Source organism: Clostridium perfringens ATCC 13124 (genome assembly GCF_000013285.1).
Taxonomy (GTDB): Bacteria; Bacillota; Clostridia; order Clostridiales; family Clostridiaceae; genus Sarcina; species Sarcina perfringens.
Genome location: NC_008261.1, coordinates 1,199,290 through 1,216,985 on the forward strand (window position 1 = coordinate 1,199,290; position 17,696 = coordinate 1,216,985).

Sequence of the window (17,696 nt, forward strand, 5' to 3'; positions counted from 1 at the left end):
TAAAAGATATAGAATGGAGGGAATTATTATGGAGAATACAAATAAATTAAAATACATGGAAATAAGAGAACAGATATGTGATGTGTGCCATAAAATGTGGCAATTAGGATGGGTGGCAGCAAATGATGGAAATGTATCAGTGAAATTAGAGGATGGTACATTTTTAGCTACACCAACTGGAATTAGTAAAAGCTTTATAACACCAGAAAAATTAGTTCATATTGATGAAAATGGAGAAGTACTTGATGGACCAGAAGGAGCAAAGCCTTCATCAGAAATAAAAATGCATTTAAGATGCTATAAGGAAAGAGAAGATGTTGGAGCAGTTGTTCATGCACATCCACCAACTGCTACAGGATTTGCAGTTGCTCATCTTGCTTTAGATAGATATACAATGATAGAAACTGTAATTGCAATTGGATCAATTCCAATAGCTCCTTATGGAACTCCTTCAACTTATGAAGTTCCAGATTCAATAGCGCCATATCTTCAAGAACATGATGTTATATTATTAGAAAATCATGGAGCATTAACAGTTGGAGCAGATTTAATAACTGCTTACTATAGAATGGAAACATTAGAATTATATGCAAAAATAAGTTTAACAGCTCATCTTTTAGGTGGAGAAAAGGAAATAGAAAGAAAAAATATTGATAGATTAATAAATATGAGAAAAGATTATGGAGTAAGTGGAAAACATCCAGGGTTTAAGCGTTATAGAACAGAGGAATAAGTATTAATTTTAAATATTAGGGGGAGTATTTATTATGGAGAAAATTGGTGCTATTGAAAAAACAAAAACTAAGGAAGAAACAGCTATTGTACCTAAAAAGTATAGAATGCATTTTATAATGCTTATATCATGTTTTGTACTTTGGGGTCTTTTAAATAATATGACTGATAATCTTGTTCCTGCCTTTGGAAAGATATTTATGTTAGAAGCTGCTGACTCGTCTTTAGTACAAGTAGCTTTCTATGGATCGTATGCAGTACTTGCCTTACCGGCAGCAATACTTATTAAAAAATATTCCTATAGAAATGGAGTATTAGTAGGTCTTGGATTATATATAATTGGAGCAATGGGATATATCCCAGCTGCCATGCTACAAAATTTTAATTTATTCTTAGTATCAGTTTTTGTTTTAGCAGGGGGACTTTCAATACTAGAAACTACTTGTAATCCATATGTAATTTCTTTAGGGAGTGAAGAGACTAGTGTTCGTCGTTTAAATTTAGCACAAGCCTTTAACCCTATTGGCTCATTAGCTGGTATTATAATGGCTAAATATATAATATTAGGGAATTTACATCCAGCAACTTATGAAGAGAGAGTTGCTATGGGATCAGAGGCTTTAAGTAAAATACAAAACAATGAATTAATATGGGTATGTGTACCATATGTTAGTTTAGTAGTTATAGCTATAATAATTTGGTGCTTCTTTAAGAGAAGTAAAGGTTCAGAAAAAGATAATTCAGGAGAACTTAATATAATTGAATCAATAAAGAAGTTAGTAAAAATTCCACGTTATGCCTTTGGAGTAATCACACAGTTTTTCTATGTTGGAGTTCAAATAGCTGTTTGGACTTGGACTATAAAATATGTAATGGTTACTGTGGGGATAGATGAAGCATCTGCTGCTAAATATTATCTTATAGCTATGTTTGGATTTATAGCATGTCGTTGGATTTGTACAGCACTTATGAAATATATAGAACCAGGTATTATGATGGCAGTGTTTGCAGTACTTGGAATATTATGTAGCTTAGGAGCAATTTATTTACCTACAAATTTATCAGTTTGGTCTTTAGTTTTAATTTCATCATGTATGTCATTAATGTTCCCAACAATTTATGGTATAGCACTTGAAGGGTTAGGAAAAGAAGTAAAGGTTGGTGCAGCAGGTCTTATAATGGCAATATTAGGTGGTGCAGTTATAACACCTATAATGGGATTATTTATTGATAGTGGAAAATTATCAAGTTTAGTTACTTCATATCAAGGTGCAGAAGCTGCAGTTCGTTCAGCATTCTTTATACCTGTAGTTTGTTTTGCAGTTGTTCTTATTTATTCATTATGTTTTAGAAAGAAAAAAGTAGCATAAATTTTTAAAGGTGTATAAAGTATAGTTTATTTAAAAAGATAACTTTAAATATTTATGTAAAAAAGTTCGTTTTAATAAATTTTATATCCTTAGGCATTTAGATAAGTTGCCTAAGGATATTTTTGTTATTAAAAATTAATTGAATTTAAGAAAGAATTAATTCTAACTTTTAACAGTTTAACCTATAGTTAAATTATTTAATTTTAAATTAACTACTATTCAATTGTAGCTTAGTATATCACTTGATAAAATAATACTATCAAAAGCTTTTGTTATTATTATTTTAGCAAGGAGTAGAGATTATATGAGAATAAATGAGATTATAAAAGAGAAAAGAAATTCACAAGGGTTAACTCAGGAACAAGTTGCCATGTATCTTGGAGTATCAACACCAGCAGTGAATAAATGGGAAAAGGGAACTTGCTATCCAGATATTACATTACTACCAGCTTTAGCAAGGCTTTTAAAAGTTGATTTAAATACCTTACTTTCATTTAAGGAAGATTTATCAGAACAAGAAATAGGAGTTTTTGTTAATGATTTAGTAAAGATAGCTAATAATGATGGATTTCATGTAGCTTTTGAAAAAGCCATGGACAAAATCTATGAGTATCCTACCTGTGATAAATTAATTTTAACAGTTTCTACAGTGATGCAAGGAAGCATTTATATGTTTGGAGCTGATGATAAGGAGAAGTATGAAAAGCAGATAGAAGAGTTTTATATTAAATTAATAAGAAGTGATGATATAGAGATTAGAAATCAGGCACTTTCTATGCTTATAAACATATATTTAGGAAGAAAAGAGTATGAGAAAGCACAAGGGTGTGTGAATAAATTACCTAATATTACTTACGATAAAAAAGTATTACAAGGAAATATTTATAATAAATCTGGTGAATTTCAAAAGGCTGCTGAAATTTTTGAACAGAAGTTACTTTCAGCCACAACTGATATATATATAAGTTTAATTTCTATGATTGAAATAGCCTTAAAAGAAGGGCGCAATGAGGATGCTAAGTATTTTGCAGAATTTATAGATAAGACAACAAAATTATATGATTTATGTGAGTATAATTCATATAGTGGGTATTTCGAAGTGTACAAAGCAGAAAAAGATGTAGAAAACTTTTTACTTGTATTAAAGAAAATATTAGATGTAATGGGCAAAAAGTGGGAGCCATCAAAATCTAAATTATATAAGCATATAAAAAGTAAAGGAGACGAAGAGGGATTTAATGAGCAACTTCTTTCTAACTTTGTAAACATTCTAAAAAATGATAGCGATGGTGAATTAGATTTTTTAAAGGATAATGAGGAATTTAATAATTTATTAAATACATCTATATAATAAAACTTTAGATATAAAAATTATTATTTAAGGGAAATTAAAGAATTGCCATATATTAAACCAAAAATCATTAATAACAGATGAAATTAATAAAATAGGTTAAATTTTAATCTAATTTTAATCTTTCTTATATTTTAGATTAATTTTCTAAAAGTATTATATAACCAAGATGAATAAGAAAATTAATTCGTGGAGGTAATATAAATGGAAAGAAATGAAATGATTAATACTTTAGTTAGAAAGGCTAATATAAGTACGGAAGAGGCACAAGAAGTGCTAGAAAAATGTAATTGGGACCTTTTAGATGCTATTGTTTACTTAGAGAGAAGAGGAAAAGTAGAAAACAAAGAAGTTACAGCACTTACTGTAGTTGAAGTAAAGGAAGAAAAAGAAGATAAGAAAAAGCAGGATGAGAAATATGGTGGTATTGGAGAAATTGTTGGAAGAATATTTAAATTTATAGGTAAGATTATAAGAAAAGGAACTAAAAATTTCCTTGAGATTAGAAAAGATAAGGAAAAACCAATAAGAATATCTTTAACAATATCAATTCTCTTCTTAATATTTTTATCAGTACCAACTATAGTTTTATTAATCGTAGGATTATTCTGTGGATATAAATATTCAATTTCAGGACCTGACTTTAATTATGATGGAGTAAACAATATTTTTGAAGAAGTATCAAAGTCAGCAAATCATATTAAAAAAGATTTTAAAGAAGGATATGAAAAATAGTTTTTAGATAGTACTATTAAAGGAGCTACATCAAAACTCTTATATAAAATTTTATAAATATATTCCGAGAATTACTGAATTTTAAGTGAAAGTCTAAATTTTAATTTAGATTCTTGAACTTATACAATGGAACTTTAGTTATATTGTAGTCATTAATTATAGCAATTACTTCTAAATAATTTGCTAAAGCTCAGAACTTAAGTGAAAATCTAAATTTTAATTTGGCAATTTGAACTTATGCAATGGAACATAAGTGACATTGTATTCCTATTAATACGATGCTTAGCTTATTAACGCAAATTATTCTACGTAATAGCTTAAATTCTAAAGTTCATTCAGATATTTTCTTTATATTATTTATAAAGTTTTATTAACAAGTTATTTTGATATAGCTCCTTTATTTTTGTGGTGTGGAAATATCAGGGGGATGGTATAATTTAATTATTATAAAGAGAATTAAAGTGGGGGATTAAAAATTTTAATACTAATGTAGGAGTAGTGAGCTTCAGTAAATATGGAGGATTATTTATGGAAAAGCTTAAACTTGTAGATAAGTTAAAGAATAAAGCTAATATAAGCTATGAAGAAGCTAAAGATGCTTTGGAAAAGAGCAACTGGGATATGCTAGAGGCTATGCTATATTTAGAAGCACATGGAAAGGTGCAAAAGCCTTCCCTTAGTATATTTTATACAAATGAATCCAAAGAAAGTTACAATGAAAATGGAGAAGAAGTTAATCTTAAAAAAGATACAAATGAAAATAATTTTGAAAATAAAAATAGTTTTGAAGGAGTTTTTGAAGCTATATGCAAAGCTATAGATACTTGCAATAATATATTTATTGAAATAATAAGAAATAGTAGAGTGATTTTAAAAATTCCTTTTACTGTACTAATTGTACTTTTGTTTTTTGCATTTTGGATAGTTATACCTTTAATGATAATTGGACTATTTTTTAATATGGAATTTTTAGTATCTTCTAAAAAGATTGATGTAGATAAAATAAACAAAGTATTTAAGGAAACATCAAAAGTAGTTAAAGACGTAAAAGATAAGTTTACTAACCATATGCACTAAAAAGAATTCTTACTTAAGGGGGTTAATGAATGGTTAAGATTTTGATTGTTGAAGATGAAGAAAAAATAGCAAGATTCATAGAATTAGAGTTAATTCATGAAGGATATAAAGTAATAAAAGCAGATAATGGGAGAACAGGTCTTGAAATTGCAGAGAGAGGAGAAGTTGACTTAATTATTCTAGATGTTATGCTTCCAGAAATTAATGGTCTTGAAGTATTAAGAAGAATCAGAAAGGTATCAGAAGTTCCTATTATAATGCTTACAGCAAGAGATGCTGTAATGGATAAGGTTTCAGGTCTAGATGCTGGAGCTGATGATTATATAACAAAGCCTTTTGCTATAGAGGAATTGCTTGCAAGAATAAGAACAGCTCTTAAAAAGAGAGTATTTACAGTGAAAAAAGATGAAGATGTAATAAGATGTGGATTATTAACCTTAGACAAGATGAGACATAAAGTAATGTATGGTGATACAGAAATAGAATTAACTAATAGAGAATTTACTTTGTTGCAAATATTAATGGAAAACAAAAATATAGTATTAACTAGAGATGTACTTATAGAAAAGGTATGTGGTTATAACTATGTTGGAGAAACAAATGTAATAGATGTTTACGTAAGATATTTAAGAACAAAGATTGACGATGTTTTTAAGGTTAAAATAATAAGTACAGTACGTGGTGTAGGATACGTAATAAAAGATGAGTAAAAAGAATAAACCTAAAAATGTTACCTCTATTGCAATAAAGATTAATGCTATTTCTGTTAGAGATTTATTTTTTAGATTTTTAGCAATTGACATATGTTTAATAATTATTTTAATTATTCTTTGGTGTATTCAAGCTGAAAAAGATTTCTATGGAGAATTAGTAAAAAATGCACAAAGGTCATTTAACTTTTTCCCTATAGAAAATTCAACCTATACAGTTGTTTGGAGTAATGGAAAGACCATGGTTAAAGAAGCTGGTGCTTTTTTATATTATGTTAGAAAAATAGTTATAATTTTAGGAATAGTAGAAGGAGTATTTTTATTAGAAGAAATAATATTTGGTACAGCTAAAATTAGAAAGACCTTAAAACCACTTAATGAAATAGCAGAAACAGCAAGTAGGCTTAGTAATATGGACTTTGATGAGGAAAAATTTCAAAGTCTTGAAGATGCTATTTCCAAAATAAGTCCTGTAACATCTGACGAAAGAATACATATAGGTGATAGCGAACTTAAAGGATTAGAGGATGCAATAAACAAGCTTTTAGACAGGATGAGGGATTCTTATAGGCAACAAGCAAGGTTTGTATCAGATGCATCTCATGAACTTAGAACTCCTATTTCTGTAATTCAAGGATATGCTAATATGCTAGATCGATGGGGGAAAAATGATGAGAGCGTATTAGAAGAGTCTATTATAGCAATAAAGAGTGAATCTGAAAATATGAAAAATCTAGTTGAGCAGCTATTATTCTTAGCTAGAGGTATTAATGGAAAGACTAAGCTTACAATAAAGGAATTTTCTTTAAATAATATGATAGATGAAGTTTTTGAAGAGTCTAAGATGATAGATAAGAATCATGTATATAACTACATTGAATCAGAACATATAACTGTTCAGGGTGATATGGCTTTGCTTAAACAAACAGCTAGAATACTAGTTGAAAATGCAACTAAATATACAGAAGAGGGAGAAATAATAACGCTTAAAGTAGGTGAGAATTCTAAAGGAGAAGCTTATTTTTCAATTCAAGACAATGGAATTGGCATGGATGAGAATGATGTGCCTCATATATTTGAACGTTTTTTTAGGGCTGATACAGCAAGAGTTAGAAAAAATGGTGGAACAGGGCTTGGGCTTTCTATAGCAAAGTGGATAATTGATAACCACAAAGGGTACTTTAGTGTTTTAAGTAGAAAAGGAATAGGAACAAGAATAACTGTTTACTTACCACAAAATATTAAGTAGCAAATATAGTTCTAAATTGGATTTAATAGAATGAAAATGGTGTCTTTATAGGGGATAGCTACACCATGGTTGTGATTGTAAAAATTAATAATAAAATTAGCATATATTATATAATGAAATTTAAGGAGAGAATATGAAGTTATTAGCAAGTGATTTTGATGGAACATTATTAGTAGATAAAAAAATTAATAAGAGAGATATTGAAGGAATTAAAGCTTTACGTAAGAAAGGTCATAAATTCATTATATCTACAGGTAGAACACTTTTAACTATGGAGGGAGTAATTGAAAAGTATGACTTAGAGTTTGATTATTTGGTTCTTTGCAATGGAGCTGTAATACTTGATAAGAATAAAAATGTAATAAAAAATAACCTTGTTGATTTTGAGGCAGTTAAAAAGATTGTAGAAGAGTTTGCAGATCAAGATAAAATAATGATTTATTTTGATGATGGAAATGGAATGAAACTAATAGAAAATAAAAGCGTTGATATGAAAAATCTATATTTTTCTGAAGAAATTGACTTTGATTTAGTAAAAAAAGAAGAGATATTAGATTTAAAAAGTGGAGCGGTAATCTTAAGTATATGCACCTCAGATGCCTCTGTAGAAAGAGGAGAAGAAATAAAGAAAAGATTAATAGAAATCTTTGGTGATGAACTTTCCATATTCAGAAATCAGTTTTTTGTGGACATATCCTCAAAAGGTTCATCAAAAGGGGAGGGCCTAAAGGAAGTTTTAAAACTAGAAAACAAAAATCTTAATGATATATACACCATAGGTGATTCTTTTAATGATATATCTATGTTTGAAATAACAGATAATAGCTATACCTTCAACAGAGCAGAAGAGGGTGTAAAGGCACATGCCAATAATCATGTAGACTATGTTCATGAAATTGTTGACCATATAATAAAATAGGGATAAATATTTTAGAACTTTATTATTATAATCAGGAGATAAAGTTTTTATCTGCTTATTCAAAAATTATAAGAAAAAGGGTGCTTATTAAAATACTTAATTAATAAGACTTATAAATATAGTTTAAGAGAGTTAAAAATATTTATGAGTTTTATAATGAATTTTAATAGCACCTTTTTTATTTTAAGTTTATATTTTGAAAGCCAATAAGTATTTTCAAACTTTTAATACTAATGATATTTTTCAAAACTTTTATTATTCAGGATTTATTTAGCTTAAGAATAGTCTTTATATTATATATATAAATCCATTAAGATTTCATCATAATAAGTCTCTTCAATGTTAAAGTAATTTTTATGAGTTCCTATTTTCTTAAATCCATATTTTTCATACAGTTTAATAGCATTAATATTATATTCTCTAACTCCAAGACTGATAGTTTTGATTGATCCTTTATCTTTAGCAAATTTTATAAGTGCCTCCATGACAGCACTTCCAATTCCAATGTTCCAATAATCTTTTTTTACAGAGATTGCCATTTCGCTATTGTGGGATATTCTTTTCATATTAGGTGAACTTAGTTGCGCAACACTTACAATTTCATTATTAATAGTTCCTAGAACCATAAATGAATTGGAACTTTGATTTATTCTACTAATATAAGCTTTTTCCTGTTCTACTGTAAGTGGAAATTCTCCTTTACCAAAAAGTAAATTATTACTTTCACTACCTACAGTATTAAGGTACTTAATTATGTTTTCGGCATCATATTCTAGTGGTTTTCTCAATATTAAGTTTTTACTATCTTTCAAATTTATACTTTTAATAATATTATTATTCTCAATTCCCATAGAAAGCCTCCATTTTATATAATTTAAAGTTAGAAAATAGAATTTTCTTTTTAATATTTTATTAGCTTAGTATGATTTTAAATTAATGTTAATATAAATATTTTTTAGAGCTTAAATAATTATTTATTTTTTCTATAAGATTTAAGTAATAGTAAAGCATTTATTATGAAAATAGGGAATAGTACAAACATTCCTATGAAAAACCAGTGATACTGTATTAAAAATAGTCTTTTAAAAGGCACATCCCAATAGGATACTTCAAAGATAGGTACTGCACCATCACCAGAGAATTCATAAGTTATATCTGTTACTTTCCCATAAACAGTAAGGGAACCAATTTCAGCTGGATCAGAAACGAGGTCATAGGGTGTATTGCCTACAAGTTTTATAAGAGAAGTATTTGCTTCTGGATAAGTATCTTTTAAAAGTTTTTTTAACTTTTTTGAATCTTCTTTAAGATAGTGAGTTGCTCCAGTAACTGCTTGATAATAAACCTTTAGCTTTATATCACCATTTTCAATAGTAGATCTTCCTATTAATTTAATTGGTGAAAATATGAGAAAGGCTAAGAGTAAAGCATAAATTACCACAAAAATCTTTTGAAACTTCATAGTTCACCTCCAATAATTATGTATTTTTCTAAATTATTATGCATGTCTATATTGAAATTTAAAAAGTTTTATTTCAAAATAAATTCATACTAAAATTGGAAATATAATAAGATTTTATCATAAAGTAAGTTTAAAAAATTAAACTGAATGTAAAATTTATTAAAGGTATGTTCTTAGATAAGTTTTACTTTATGTTAATTATTTTCAATAAGGTCTTTTGATATTATTAAAAAGATATTTGGTTAAACAATATAAAAAGAAATTAAAATTTTTAGTATTTAAATATAAACTTAATGATTACGAAGGGGAATAACTATGATATTTAAAATTGAGGATAGAGATAGAAAAGAAAAAATAGCACGAGAAATACTATGTGGACTTCCGGAGTGGTTTGGGTTGCCAGAGAGTACAGCTGAATATATTAATTGTAGTAAGGAAATGTCTTTTTGGGCTGATATAGAAAATAGACAAGTAAGAGGCTTTATTGCACTAAAAGAAACAAGTCCATATACTTTAGAGATTTATGTTATGGGAGTATTAAAAGAATTTCATAGATATAAAATAGGTACTAAGTTATTTAAAGCTTATTATGATTATGCCAAAGAACAGGGATATTTATATATGCAAGTCAAAACAGTAAAAGAAAGATGTTATGATATTTACGATATAACAAATTCATTTTATAAAAAGCTTGGATTTAAAGAGTTTGAATGCTTCCCTACACTTTGGGATCAATGGAATCCTTGTCAGATTTATATTATGCCTATTAATTAAATTAAAGATATAAACAATGGTAAATCAAATTTTTCATAATAAGTCTAATGCTTCAGTAGCCATAACTAAAATATTTTCTTGAATATTATGTGCGTTTTTTAAATCTTCTTTACTATACCACTTAAGAATTTTAGATTCACCAATTTCAGGTGAGGTCTCAAAGGAAGTAGTTGTTGCATAATAAACAAAGTCTATATGTGAATGATTAGGACTTACATCGCCCAAAATTGTGTGTATAGGATTTATGAGTAGTTTTTCACCAGATAAATCACATGATTTTTTTAGATTTATGTCTATGGGATTATATAAAGTTACATTTAATCCAGCTTCTTCTTTTGCTTCACGAATACATGCTTCTTCAGGCAATTCATTTACTTCAATATGTCCACCTAAAGGGAGCATTTTTTTAGCTTTCTTATGTAAATGTAATAATACCTTATCTTTACATACAATAAATACTGAAACAGTAAAATGTCTATTCATAATTAAATTAACTCCTTATATGTATTTAATAAGACTAATTATTTTTCAATTCCTTACTTAAATTATAAAACAGTACAATTTTAAATTGTAATAAAAGTTTTAGATTGATAGTATATAAATGAATTTTTATATATCTAAGTATTTATAATGTGTGTTTAGGGAGAAGTTGTGTACTTGGACCTTATATGCCAAATGAAATACCTGTTTATTATTATTGTAATGAAAGACTCTCAACAAAATCAGGGATGTTTTTGGTAGGTATAGATTTAAATGATAATCTAAGAATGATTTATGAAGGAAATCGCTTTAATTCAACTCCTGATTTTAATATAAAATTATATAATTCTTGGTATTATTAAGGAGAATAAAAATAAATAGCTTACAATAAATGTTAAATTTTTAATCCAATAGTATTATTAAAGTTTATATATTTAAAGTTATACTCAAATATGAACTAAAAATTTTCAAAATAAATTTTAATTATATTTAATTTTAAATTTATTCTTATTTTTAAGTGTAATCGTTTGTTTTAACGATGAAAATGTTATCTTATGATATTTTTGGATTTTATACTCTAAAATAAAGTATTAAAAATGTTAAAAGTTGTTTTAAAAAAATTATTAAATATGTTATAATCTGTAGAATAATGGATAAATTTAAATAATATAGTGGAGAGTTAATTTATGAAAAAAAGTAAGAGGTTTATAATGATTATCCTCTTTTTTCTTGTATTTATAATGTTATGTTTATGCTATGGATCAATTATAAATAAAGAAAAAAGAAAAACCTTATTAAAAATTGGATTTTATGATGACTATCCTCATTTTTATATTAATAATAAAGCAAATGTTTGTGGATATTATAAGGATATAACTGAAAATTTAGCTAAAAAACTTAATTTTAAGGTAGAATATGTAAATGGAAATGTGCCAGATCTTTTAAAAGAACTTAAAAACGGAGAAATAGATTTAGTATTTGGAATAAATAAGCTTCCAGCGAGAGAAGAATCCTTTAAGTTTACAAATAAATCTATAAATGATGAGCTGAATTTTATATATACAAATAAGAATATAAAATATGGTGATTTAGAAGCTTTAAATGGTATGAAAATGGGATATATAGAGGGTGAATTAGATAATGAATGGATATTAGATTATCTAAAAAAAAGAAATATAAATGTTGAACTAGTTAATGGATCTTCTTATAAAGCAGTAAAGACTTTATTAATTCATAATAAAGTAGATTTTATTGTGGATAATCCAGATAGTGATATAAAAAATAAAGGAAAAAATATTAAAGAAGTTTTTGAATTTTCATCTGGAGAAAAATATATTGTAGCAAATAAGAATAATAAAGAGTTAATAAAAAAAATTGATGGAGCGCTTAGTACAATTAATCTTAATGCATATCTTGGTAATAATCCTTATTTTAAAAAAATTGATAACTTTATTATTGATACTACTAATAAGAATGTAGTTATTTTAATTCTTTTTATTATATGTATAATTATGTTCAAGAAGGTTAAAAAGAGAATAGTTAAAATATTTAAAAAGAAAAAAATATATAATGATCTAAAAAAAGACAATTATACTTTGTATTATCAACCAATAGTGGATTTTAAACATAATAGAGTAAGAAGCGTTGAGGCTTTATTGCGTTTAAGAAAAGATGGCAAATTACTAACTCCATATCATTTTATGAAGGATATAGAAGACGCCAATATGATGAAAGAAATTACATTGTGGGTCTTAAAGAGGGTAATTAAAGATTATAATATTATAAGGTGTTACGACAATATCAATGAAAAAGATTTTTATATTTCTCTAAATGTATCTTTTAATGAGATAAAAGATAGAGAGTTTTTAAAGAAAATAGTGAAAATAGTTAATGATAACAAAATAATAAAAAATAGTATTTGTCTAGAGATTATAGAAAAGTTTGGAGTAGAGGAAATAGAAAAAATACAAGAAAACATCAAGTTTTTACAGGATAATGGTATTTTAATCGCAATAGATGACTTTGGTGTGGAGTACTCAAATTTAGATTTATTAAAGAAAATAGATTCTAATATTATTAAATTAGATAAGTTTTTTGCAGATGGAATTAATGATTCAGAAATAAGCCTTAAAGTAATAGACTTTATATTAGATATATGTAGATTATCAGATAAGTCTATAGTTATTGAGGGGATAGAGGAAAAAGAGCAGGTTGATATAATAAAAACCTTTCTTTATGAAAAAATTTATATTCAAGGATATTATTTCTCAAAGCCATTAGATATTAAAAGTTTAAAAGCTTATACCTTTTAGAATAAACTTATGGATATAATTACTTAATTTGATAAATAATAAAATAAGTAAATATTTAAAGGAAATAAGTAAGAAGAATAGAAGTAAGTAATTAGTCTTATTTTAGGAGGTAAAAAAGGTGAAGATTGGAAGAGTAAGAGAGGATGCTAATGATGCCTTTGAAAGCTTAATTGGATTTGAATTTATTTTATTAGATTTAAAGATTAAAGATAAATTTATGGTACTAAATCCTTTGACAACAGAGGGCTTTGAAAAGTTTTATTATGAGATTTTTAAAAGGTTTGGGAAAGATGTAATCAATAAAAAATATAAAGATTTCTTAAAATATATGATGAGTGAAGAGTGTGGGTTTGATATTTGCTCAGATATAGACAACTTTAAGAATCTAAGAGATTTTACTGATGATGATAAGAAAAATTATAATTTTGCTCTAGAAAACTTCAAGGGTAAATATGGTTTGCAATAAACAGTATTTCAATCAAAAATCTTAATAGTTCTTTAGAAGCAAACCTTCTAAAGCATAGTTTGCAATAAAACTTATGTTAATCAAAAATTAAGCTATTAAAGGTAGAAGAAGTTTATAAGATTTTAAAATAAGCAGTATAGTAAAAGTCATATACTAAAAATGACTTTAAAAGATAAAAATACATCTTTGCAATAAAGAGAATAGTAAGCTATATTCTATATAACTTAAAAAATTAGCTTTTGCTTAAGTGAAAGTTAAAGTATATTAATACCTAAGATAATATTTGCCTTCTTATTTACAATGGGGCATTGTTAAAGTCTATATTAAGACCTAACTTGATCTTTCAAAGAGTTTCTATAAATAATGAAACTTTAATGAATCATTAAGAAGGTCTTTTATTTTTAGAATAAATGAATTTGATTAAAAGGAATATGTAACATCATTTTATATATAGGCATAGTATATTACTATAACGAAATTACCATATATGTAAAGGATGGATAAATAATATGTATGATTGTACTGATGACAAATTTAAATTAGAGTATGCACGTGCATATATATTACCTCAGAAATATGAAAACTTATATTCAATCTGTAAAGGTTTCTGGAAAGGAACAATCTTTAAAGATTTATACAGACCATATAAAGAAAAGAAAGAATGTTAATGAGGTGAAATTATGAAAGCACTAGAATTATTAGATGATATACAAAAGTTACAATTTTATGCAGTGGAATTAAATCTTTATCTTGATAATTTCCCAGAAAACAGAAAAGCTACTGAGGACTATAAAGAAATATCTTCAAAATTAAGCGAATTAATAGAAAGATTTGAATGTGAATATGGACCTATAAGAAATTTTGGGCAGGCTTATGTAGAAAATCCAGTTGCGTGGATTGAACAACCTTGGCCTTGGGAAATTAGATATTAGGAGGATTTAATTATGTGGTATTATGTAAAAACTTTAGAATATCCAATAAACTTAAAGTGTAACGATCTTAGAATGGCAAAGTTTTTAATATCTCAATATGGTGGACCAGATGGAGAGTTAAGTGCAGCACTTAGATATTTAAATCAAAGATATACAATGCCAACTAATAAAGCAAAAGGATTATTAACTGACATAGGAACAGAAGAAATGGCTCACGTAGAAATGATTGCAACTATGATTTATCAGTTAATGGAGAATGCTTCTCTTGAGGATTTGAAAAAGGCTGGACTAGCTGAACGTTACACAGACCATGGTAAAGCATTATTTTACTCTGATGCTCAAGGAAATCCATGGACAGCAACTTACATTCAAGCAAAGGGTGATGTTGTAGCTGATTTACATGAAGATATGGCAGCAGAGCAAAAGGCTAGAGCAACTTACCAATGGCTTATAAACTTAACTGATGACCAAGATATAAAGGAAATCTTACGTTTCTTAAGAGAAAGAGAAATTGTTCACTTCCAAAGATTTGGTGAAGCATTAATGGATGTTCAAGACAAAATGAAATGTAAAAAATAAGTAGAACAAAAGGGCTATATCAAAATTAATTTTGATACAAGCCCTTTATTTATATTTTTTTATAACTTAAATAAGAAGCAATATAATAGGTTCTTTAATTATATTTTATTATATGGGAGAGATTAAAAATATAATAGTTCTATCTATTGGTACTTTTAAAAAATATAATAAAAAGCTATTTAATCTCTTTACAAGCCAATTCATAACCACCACGAGCCATTGTAATTTCTACTTCATAGATCACATTGTCTAATTTAAAGATTACAGGTTTTTCTTTACTTATAAATTCAACATTACTTTCTTGCTTTAAAATCGTATCGCATATGGTATTAGCTGAAGGGTACTGTAATGAATCCTTTAGCTCAACAACAAAGGTTTTCCTAAAAAGTTTCATTATTAAAATCACTCCTTTTTATAAAATTATATGCTTAGATATTATATATTTACATTCATTATATCAGGATAGTGTTACTTATAAAGAATTTTAATGAAATGTTTACTTAAAATACATAATATAAAATAATTTTACATGTTATAATAAAGTTGTAATAAAAGTAAAAATATGTATATAGATATTGAAGGTGTATTTTAAATTACAGTATAGTCTTTAGATGAAGGGTGATTTTTATTTAATTATTAAATTTAAGACTATGATTTTATTTTATTAATATTGTCACACGATATAATCAACATATTAAAAGTTTAGAATACATTTTTAATAGAAGTGTACAATTAATAAACAATTAAATAATATATTAATTAGTTTAAGGGAACTAGTTATATAGATTTAATAAGTTTATTAAGTTTAATTTTTACTAGATTATTTTAGGAGGTGTTATAGAGGGAAAAATTGATATTATGTAAACTACAAAATTTATTGTGAATTTTATAGTTTAAGAAAACGTTTTAAAGCAATCATAAATAAATATATTCTAATTTATAATCTGTTAATTTACTATGAAAGATTAGTTTGATTCTTTCAGAAAAAAAGGGGTTCTTAAAGAATCAATTTAACAGTTAGTGGAATTTATAGGGGGAATATTAATATGATGAAATATTTTCAGAAATTAGGTAAATCTTTAATGCTACCAGTTGCTGCACTTCCAGTAGCAGGCATATTAATGGGAATTGGATATTGGCTAGACCCATCTGGATGGGGTGCTAATAGTGTAGTATCAGCATTCTTATTAAAATCTGGTGGAGCTATTATAGATAACATGGCAATCTTATTTGCTATTGGGGTAGCTGTTGGTATGTCAGATGATAATGATGGAGCAGCAGGTTTAGCAGGTTTAGTATCATGGCTTATGATAACTACATTATTATCTAGTGCAGTTGTTGCAATGATGCAAGGAGTAGATGTTGAAGCTGTTAACCCAGCCTTTGGAAAGATACAAAACCAATTTATAGGTATCGTAGCCGGTTTAATAGGAGCTGGTTGTTATAATAGGTTTAAAAATACTAAATTACCAGATTTCTTAGGATTCTTTAGTGGAAGAAGATGTGTTGCTATAGTAACAGCACTTGCTTCAATAGTAGCTTCTTTAGTTTTATACTTTGTATATCCTGTAATATATAGCGCATTAGTTTCATTTGGTGAATCAATAATAGCTATGGGACCAATAGGAGCTGGTGTTTATGGATTCTTCAATAGATTATTAATACCACTTGGTTTACACCATGCTTTAAACTCAGTATTCTGGTTTGACGTTGCTGGTATAAATGATATAGGAAACTTCTGGGCTGGAACAGGTACTTTAGGACAAACTGGTATGTATATGTCAGGTTTCTTCCCAGTAATGATGTTTGGTTTACCTGCTGCTGCTTTTGCAATGTATCGTTGTGCAAAAACTAATAAAAAGAAGGCTGCTGCTGGTATATTATTAGCTGCTGCTTTATCATCATTCGTTACAGGAGTAACTGAACCATTAGAATTTGCATTCATGTTCTTAGCACCTGCTTTATATGTAGCTCATGCTTTATTAACAGGAATATCTATGGCAGTTGTTGCTGCTTTACCAGTAAGAGCAGGATTTAACTTTAGTGCTGGTTTAGTAGACTGGATATTAAGTTTTGCATCACCAATGGCATTAAACCCATTATACTTATTAGGTATAGGTTTAGTAGTGGGAGTTATATACTACTTAGTATTCGTAGTTATGATAAAGAAATTTGACTTAAAGACTCCAGGTAGAGAAGATGATGAGGATGATGATTCAAATGCAGTTTTAGCAAATAATAACTACACTGAAGTTGCAAAAATCATCTTAGAAGGACTAGGTGGACCTTCTAATATTACTTCAATTGATAACTGTATAACTAGATTAAGATTAGAAGTAAAAGACAGCACACTAGTTAATGAGAAAAAGATAAAATCATCTGGTGTTTCAGGAGTTATAAGACCTGGAAAAACAAGTGTTCAAGTTATAGTTGGAACACAAGTACAATTCGTAGCTGACGAGTTTAAGAAACTTTGTAAGTCTAAAAATTACGTATAATAATTAATAGATTTTTAAAGTTTTAATATAAAGTCTTTTATATAAAAGTT

At 27.0% G+C, this 17,696-nt stretch carries 19 protein-coding genes; 15 read left to right on the forward strand and 4 right to left on the reverse strand.

What is annotated here, in order from left to right:
• Positions 1 to 28: 28 nt before the first annotated feature.
• The 8 genes from CPF_RS05180 (at position 29) to CPF_RS05215 (ending at position 8,143) form a co-directional block, all read left to right on the forward strand.
• The gene (locus CPF_RS05180) at positions 29 to 733 is read left to right on the forward strand and encodes a class II aldolase/adducin family protein (RefSeq protein ID WP_003462064.1); all 705 of its coding nucleotides are present in this window, start codon (positions 29 to 31) and stop codon (positions 731 to 733) included.
• Positions 734 to 767: 34 nt separating this feature from the next.
• A complete protein-coding gene (fucP, locus tag CPF_RS05185) occupies positions 768 to 2,102 on the forward strand; it encodes an L-fucose:H+ symporter permease (RefSeq protein ID WP_011590542.1) in 1,335 nt (444 codons plus the stop codon).
• A 304-nt stretch (positions 2,103 to 2,406) separates the two neighbouring features.
• Positions 2,407 to 3,453, forward strand: coding sequence for a helix-turn-helix domain-containing protein (locus tag CPF_RS05190; protein WP_003459193.1), 1,047 nt, complete (start codon positions 2,407 to 2,409; stop codon positions 3,451 to 3,453).
• A gap of 204 nt (positions 3,454 to 3,657) precedes the next feature.
• Positions 3,658 to 4,188 (forward strand): UBA/TS-N domain-containing protein, encoded by a 531-nt coding sequence (locus CPF_RS05195; protein ID WP_011590543.1) that lies wholly within the window; start codon positions 3,658 to 3,660, stop codon positions 4,186 to 4,188.
• A 528-nt stretch (positions 4,189 to 4,716) separates the two neighbouring features.
• Positions 4,717 to 5,265 (forward strand): hypothetical protein, encoded by a 549-nt coding sequence (locus tag CPF_RS05200; protein ID WP_004456268.1) that lies wholly within the window; start codon positions 4,717 to 4,719, stop codon positions 5,263 to 5,265.
• Between the two features lie 29 nt (positions 5,266 to 5,294).
• A complete protein-coding gene (locus tag CPF_RS05205) occupies positions 5,295 to 5,975 on the forward strand; it encodes a response regulator transcription factor (RefSeq protein ID WP_003459138.1) in 681 nt (226 codons plus the stop codon).
• Positions 5,968 to 7,224 (forward strand): sensor histidine kinase, encoded by a 1,257-nt coding sequence (locus CPF_RS05210; protein ID WP_003459145.1) that lies wholly within the window; start codon positions 5,968 to 5,970, stop codon positions 7,222 to 7,224. Before CPF_RS05205 ends, CPF_RS05210 begins: the two co-directional genes overlap by 8 nt.
• A gap of 133 nt (positions 7,225 to 7,357) precedes the next feature.
• Positions 7,358 to 8,143: an HAD family hydrolase gene (locus tag CPF_RS05215; protein WP_011590544.1), complete on the forward strand. Its 786-nt coding sequence runs from the start codon at positions 7,358 to 7,360 to the stop codon at positions 8,141 to 8,143.
• A 293-nt stretch (positions 8,144 to 8,436) separates the two neighbouring features.
• Here the strand turns inward: CPF_RS05215 and CPF_RS05220 are convergent, their stop codons facing one another.
• Together CPF_RS05220 and CPF_RS05225 are read right to left on the reverse strand one after the other, a co-directional pair.
• Complete coding sequence (locus CPF_RS05220; protein ID WP_011590545.1) at positions 8,437 to 8,994, reverse strand: GNAT family N-acetyltransferase; 558 nt, start codon at positions 8,992 to 8,994, stop codon at positions 8,437 to 8,439.
• Between the two features lie 119 nt (positions 8,995 to 9,113).
• A complete protein-coding gene (locus tag CPF_RS05225; RefSeq protein ID WP_003460378.1) occupies positions 9,114 to 9,605 on the reverse strand; it encodes a hypothetical protein in 492 nt (163 codons plus the stop codon).
• A gap of 315 nt (positions 9,606 to 9,920) precedes the next feature.
• Between CPF_RS05225 and CPF_RS05230 the strand changes: the two genes are divergently transcribed.
• A complete protein-coding gene (locus tag CPF_RS05230; protein WP_003460381.1) occupies positions 9,921 to 10,379 on the forward strand; it encodes a GNAT family N-acetyltransferase in 459 nt (152 codons plus the stop codon).
• Positions 10,380 to 10,412: 33 nt separating this feature from the next.
• Here the strand turns inward: CPF_RS05230 and CPF_RS05235 are convergent, their stop codons facing one another.
• Positions 10,413 to 10,862 (reverse strand): NUDIX hydrolase, encoded by a 450-nt coding sequence (locus tag CPF_RS05235; protein ID WP_003460384.1) that lies wholly within the window; start codon positions 10,860 to 10,862, stop codon positions 10,413 to 10,415.
• Positions 10,863 to 11,545: 683 nt separating this feature from the next.
• On the opposite strand from CPF_RS05235, the gene CPF_RS05240 reads away from it, so the two are divergent.
• From CPF_RS05240 to CPF_RS05255, 5 genes are all read left to right on the forward strand, one after another.
• Positions 11,546 to 13,171 (forward strand): EAL domain-containing protein, encoded by a 1,626-nt coding sequence (locus CPF_RS05240; RefSeq protein WP_003460382.1) that lies wholly within the window; start codon positions 11,546 to 11,548, stop codon positions 13,169 to 13,171.
• Positions 13,172 to 13,289: 118 nt separating this feature from the next.
• Positions 13,290 to 13,637 (forward strand): hypothetical protein, encoded by a 348-nt coding sequence (locus CPF_RS05245; protein WP_003454002.1) that lies wholly within the window; start codon positions 13,290 to 13,292, stop codon positions 13,635 to 13,637.
• A 509-nt stretch (positions 13,638 to 14,146) separates the two neighbouring features.
• A complete protein-coding gene (locus CPF_RS14755) occupies positions 14,147 to 14,305 on the forward strand; it encodes a spore coat associated protein CotJA (protein WP_003453870.1) in 159 nt (52 codons plus the stop codon).
• 12 nt (positions 14,306 to 14,317) lie between these two features.
• Positions 14,318 to 14,569, forward strand: coding sequence for a spore coat protein CotJB (locus tag CPF_RS05250; RefSeq protein ID WP_003480805.1), 252 nt, complete (start codon positions 14,318 to 14,320; stop codon positions 14,567 to 14,569).
• 12 nt (positions 14,570 to 14,581) lie between these two features.
• A complete protein-coding gene (locus CPF_RS05255) occupies positions 14,582 to 15,148 on the forward strand; it encodes a manganese catalase family protein (protein WP_003480806.1) in 567 nt (188 codons plus the stop codon).
• A 175-nt stretch (positions 15,149 to 15,323) separates the two neighbouring features.
• On the opposite strand, the gene CPF_RS05260 is transcribed toward CPF_RS05255, so the two are convergent.
• The gene (locus CPF_RS05260; RefSeq protein ID WP_003454064.1) at positions 15,324 to 15,542 is read right to left on the reverse strand and encodes a DUF4318 domain-containing protein; all 219 of its coding nucleotides are present in this window, start codon (positions 15,540 to 15,542) and stop codon (positions 15,324 to 15,326) included.
• Between the two features lie 652 nt (positions 15,543 to 16,194).
• Here CPF_RS05260 and nagE point away from each other — a divergent pair.
• Positions 16,195 to 17,646 carry an N-acetylglucosamine-specific PTS transporter subunit IIBC gene (gene nagE / locus CPF_RS05265; protein WP_004458822.1) on the forward strand — a complete coding sequence of 484 codons (1,452 nt, stop codon included), beginning with the start codon at positions 16,195 to 16,197 and terminating at the stop codon, positions 17,644 to 17,646.
• Positions 17,647 to 17,696: the final 50 nt, after the last annotated feature.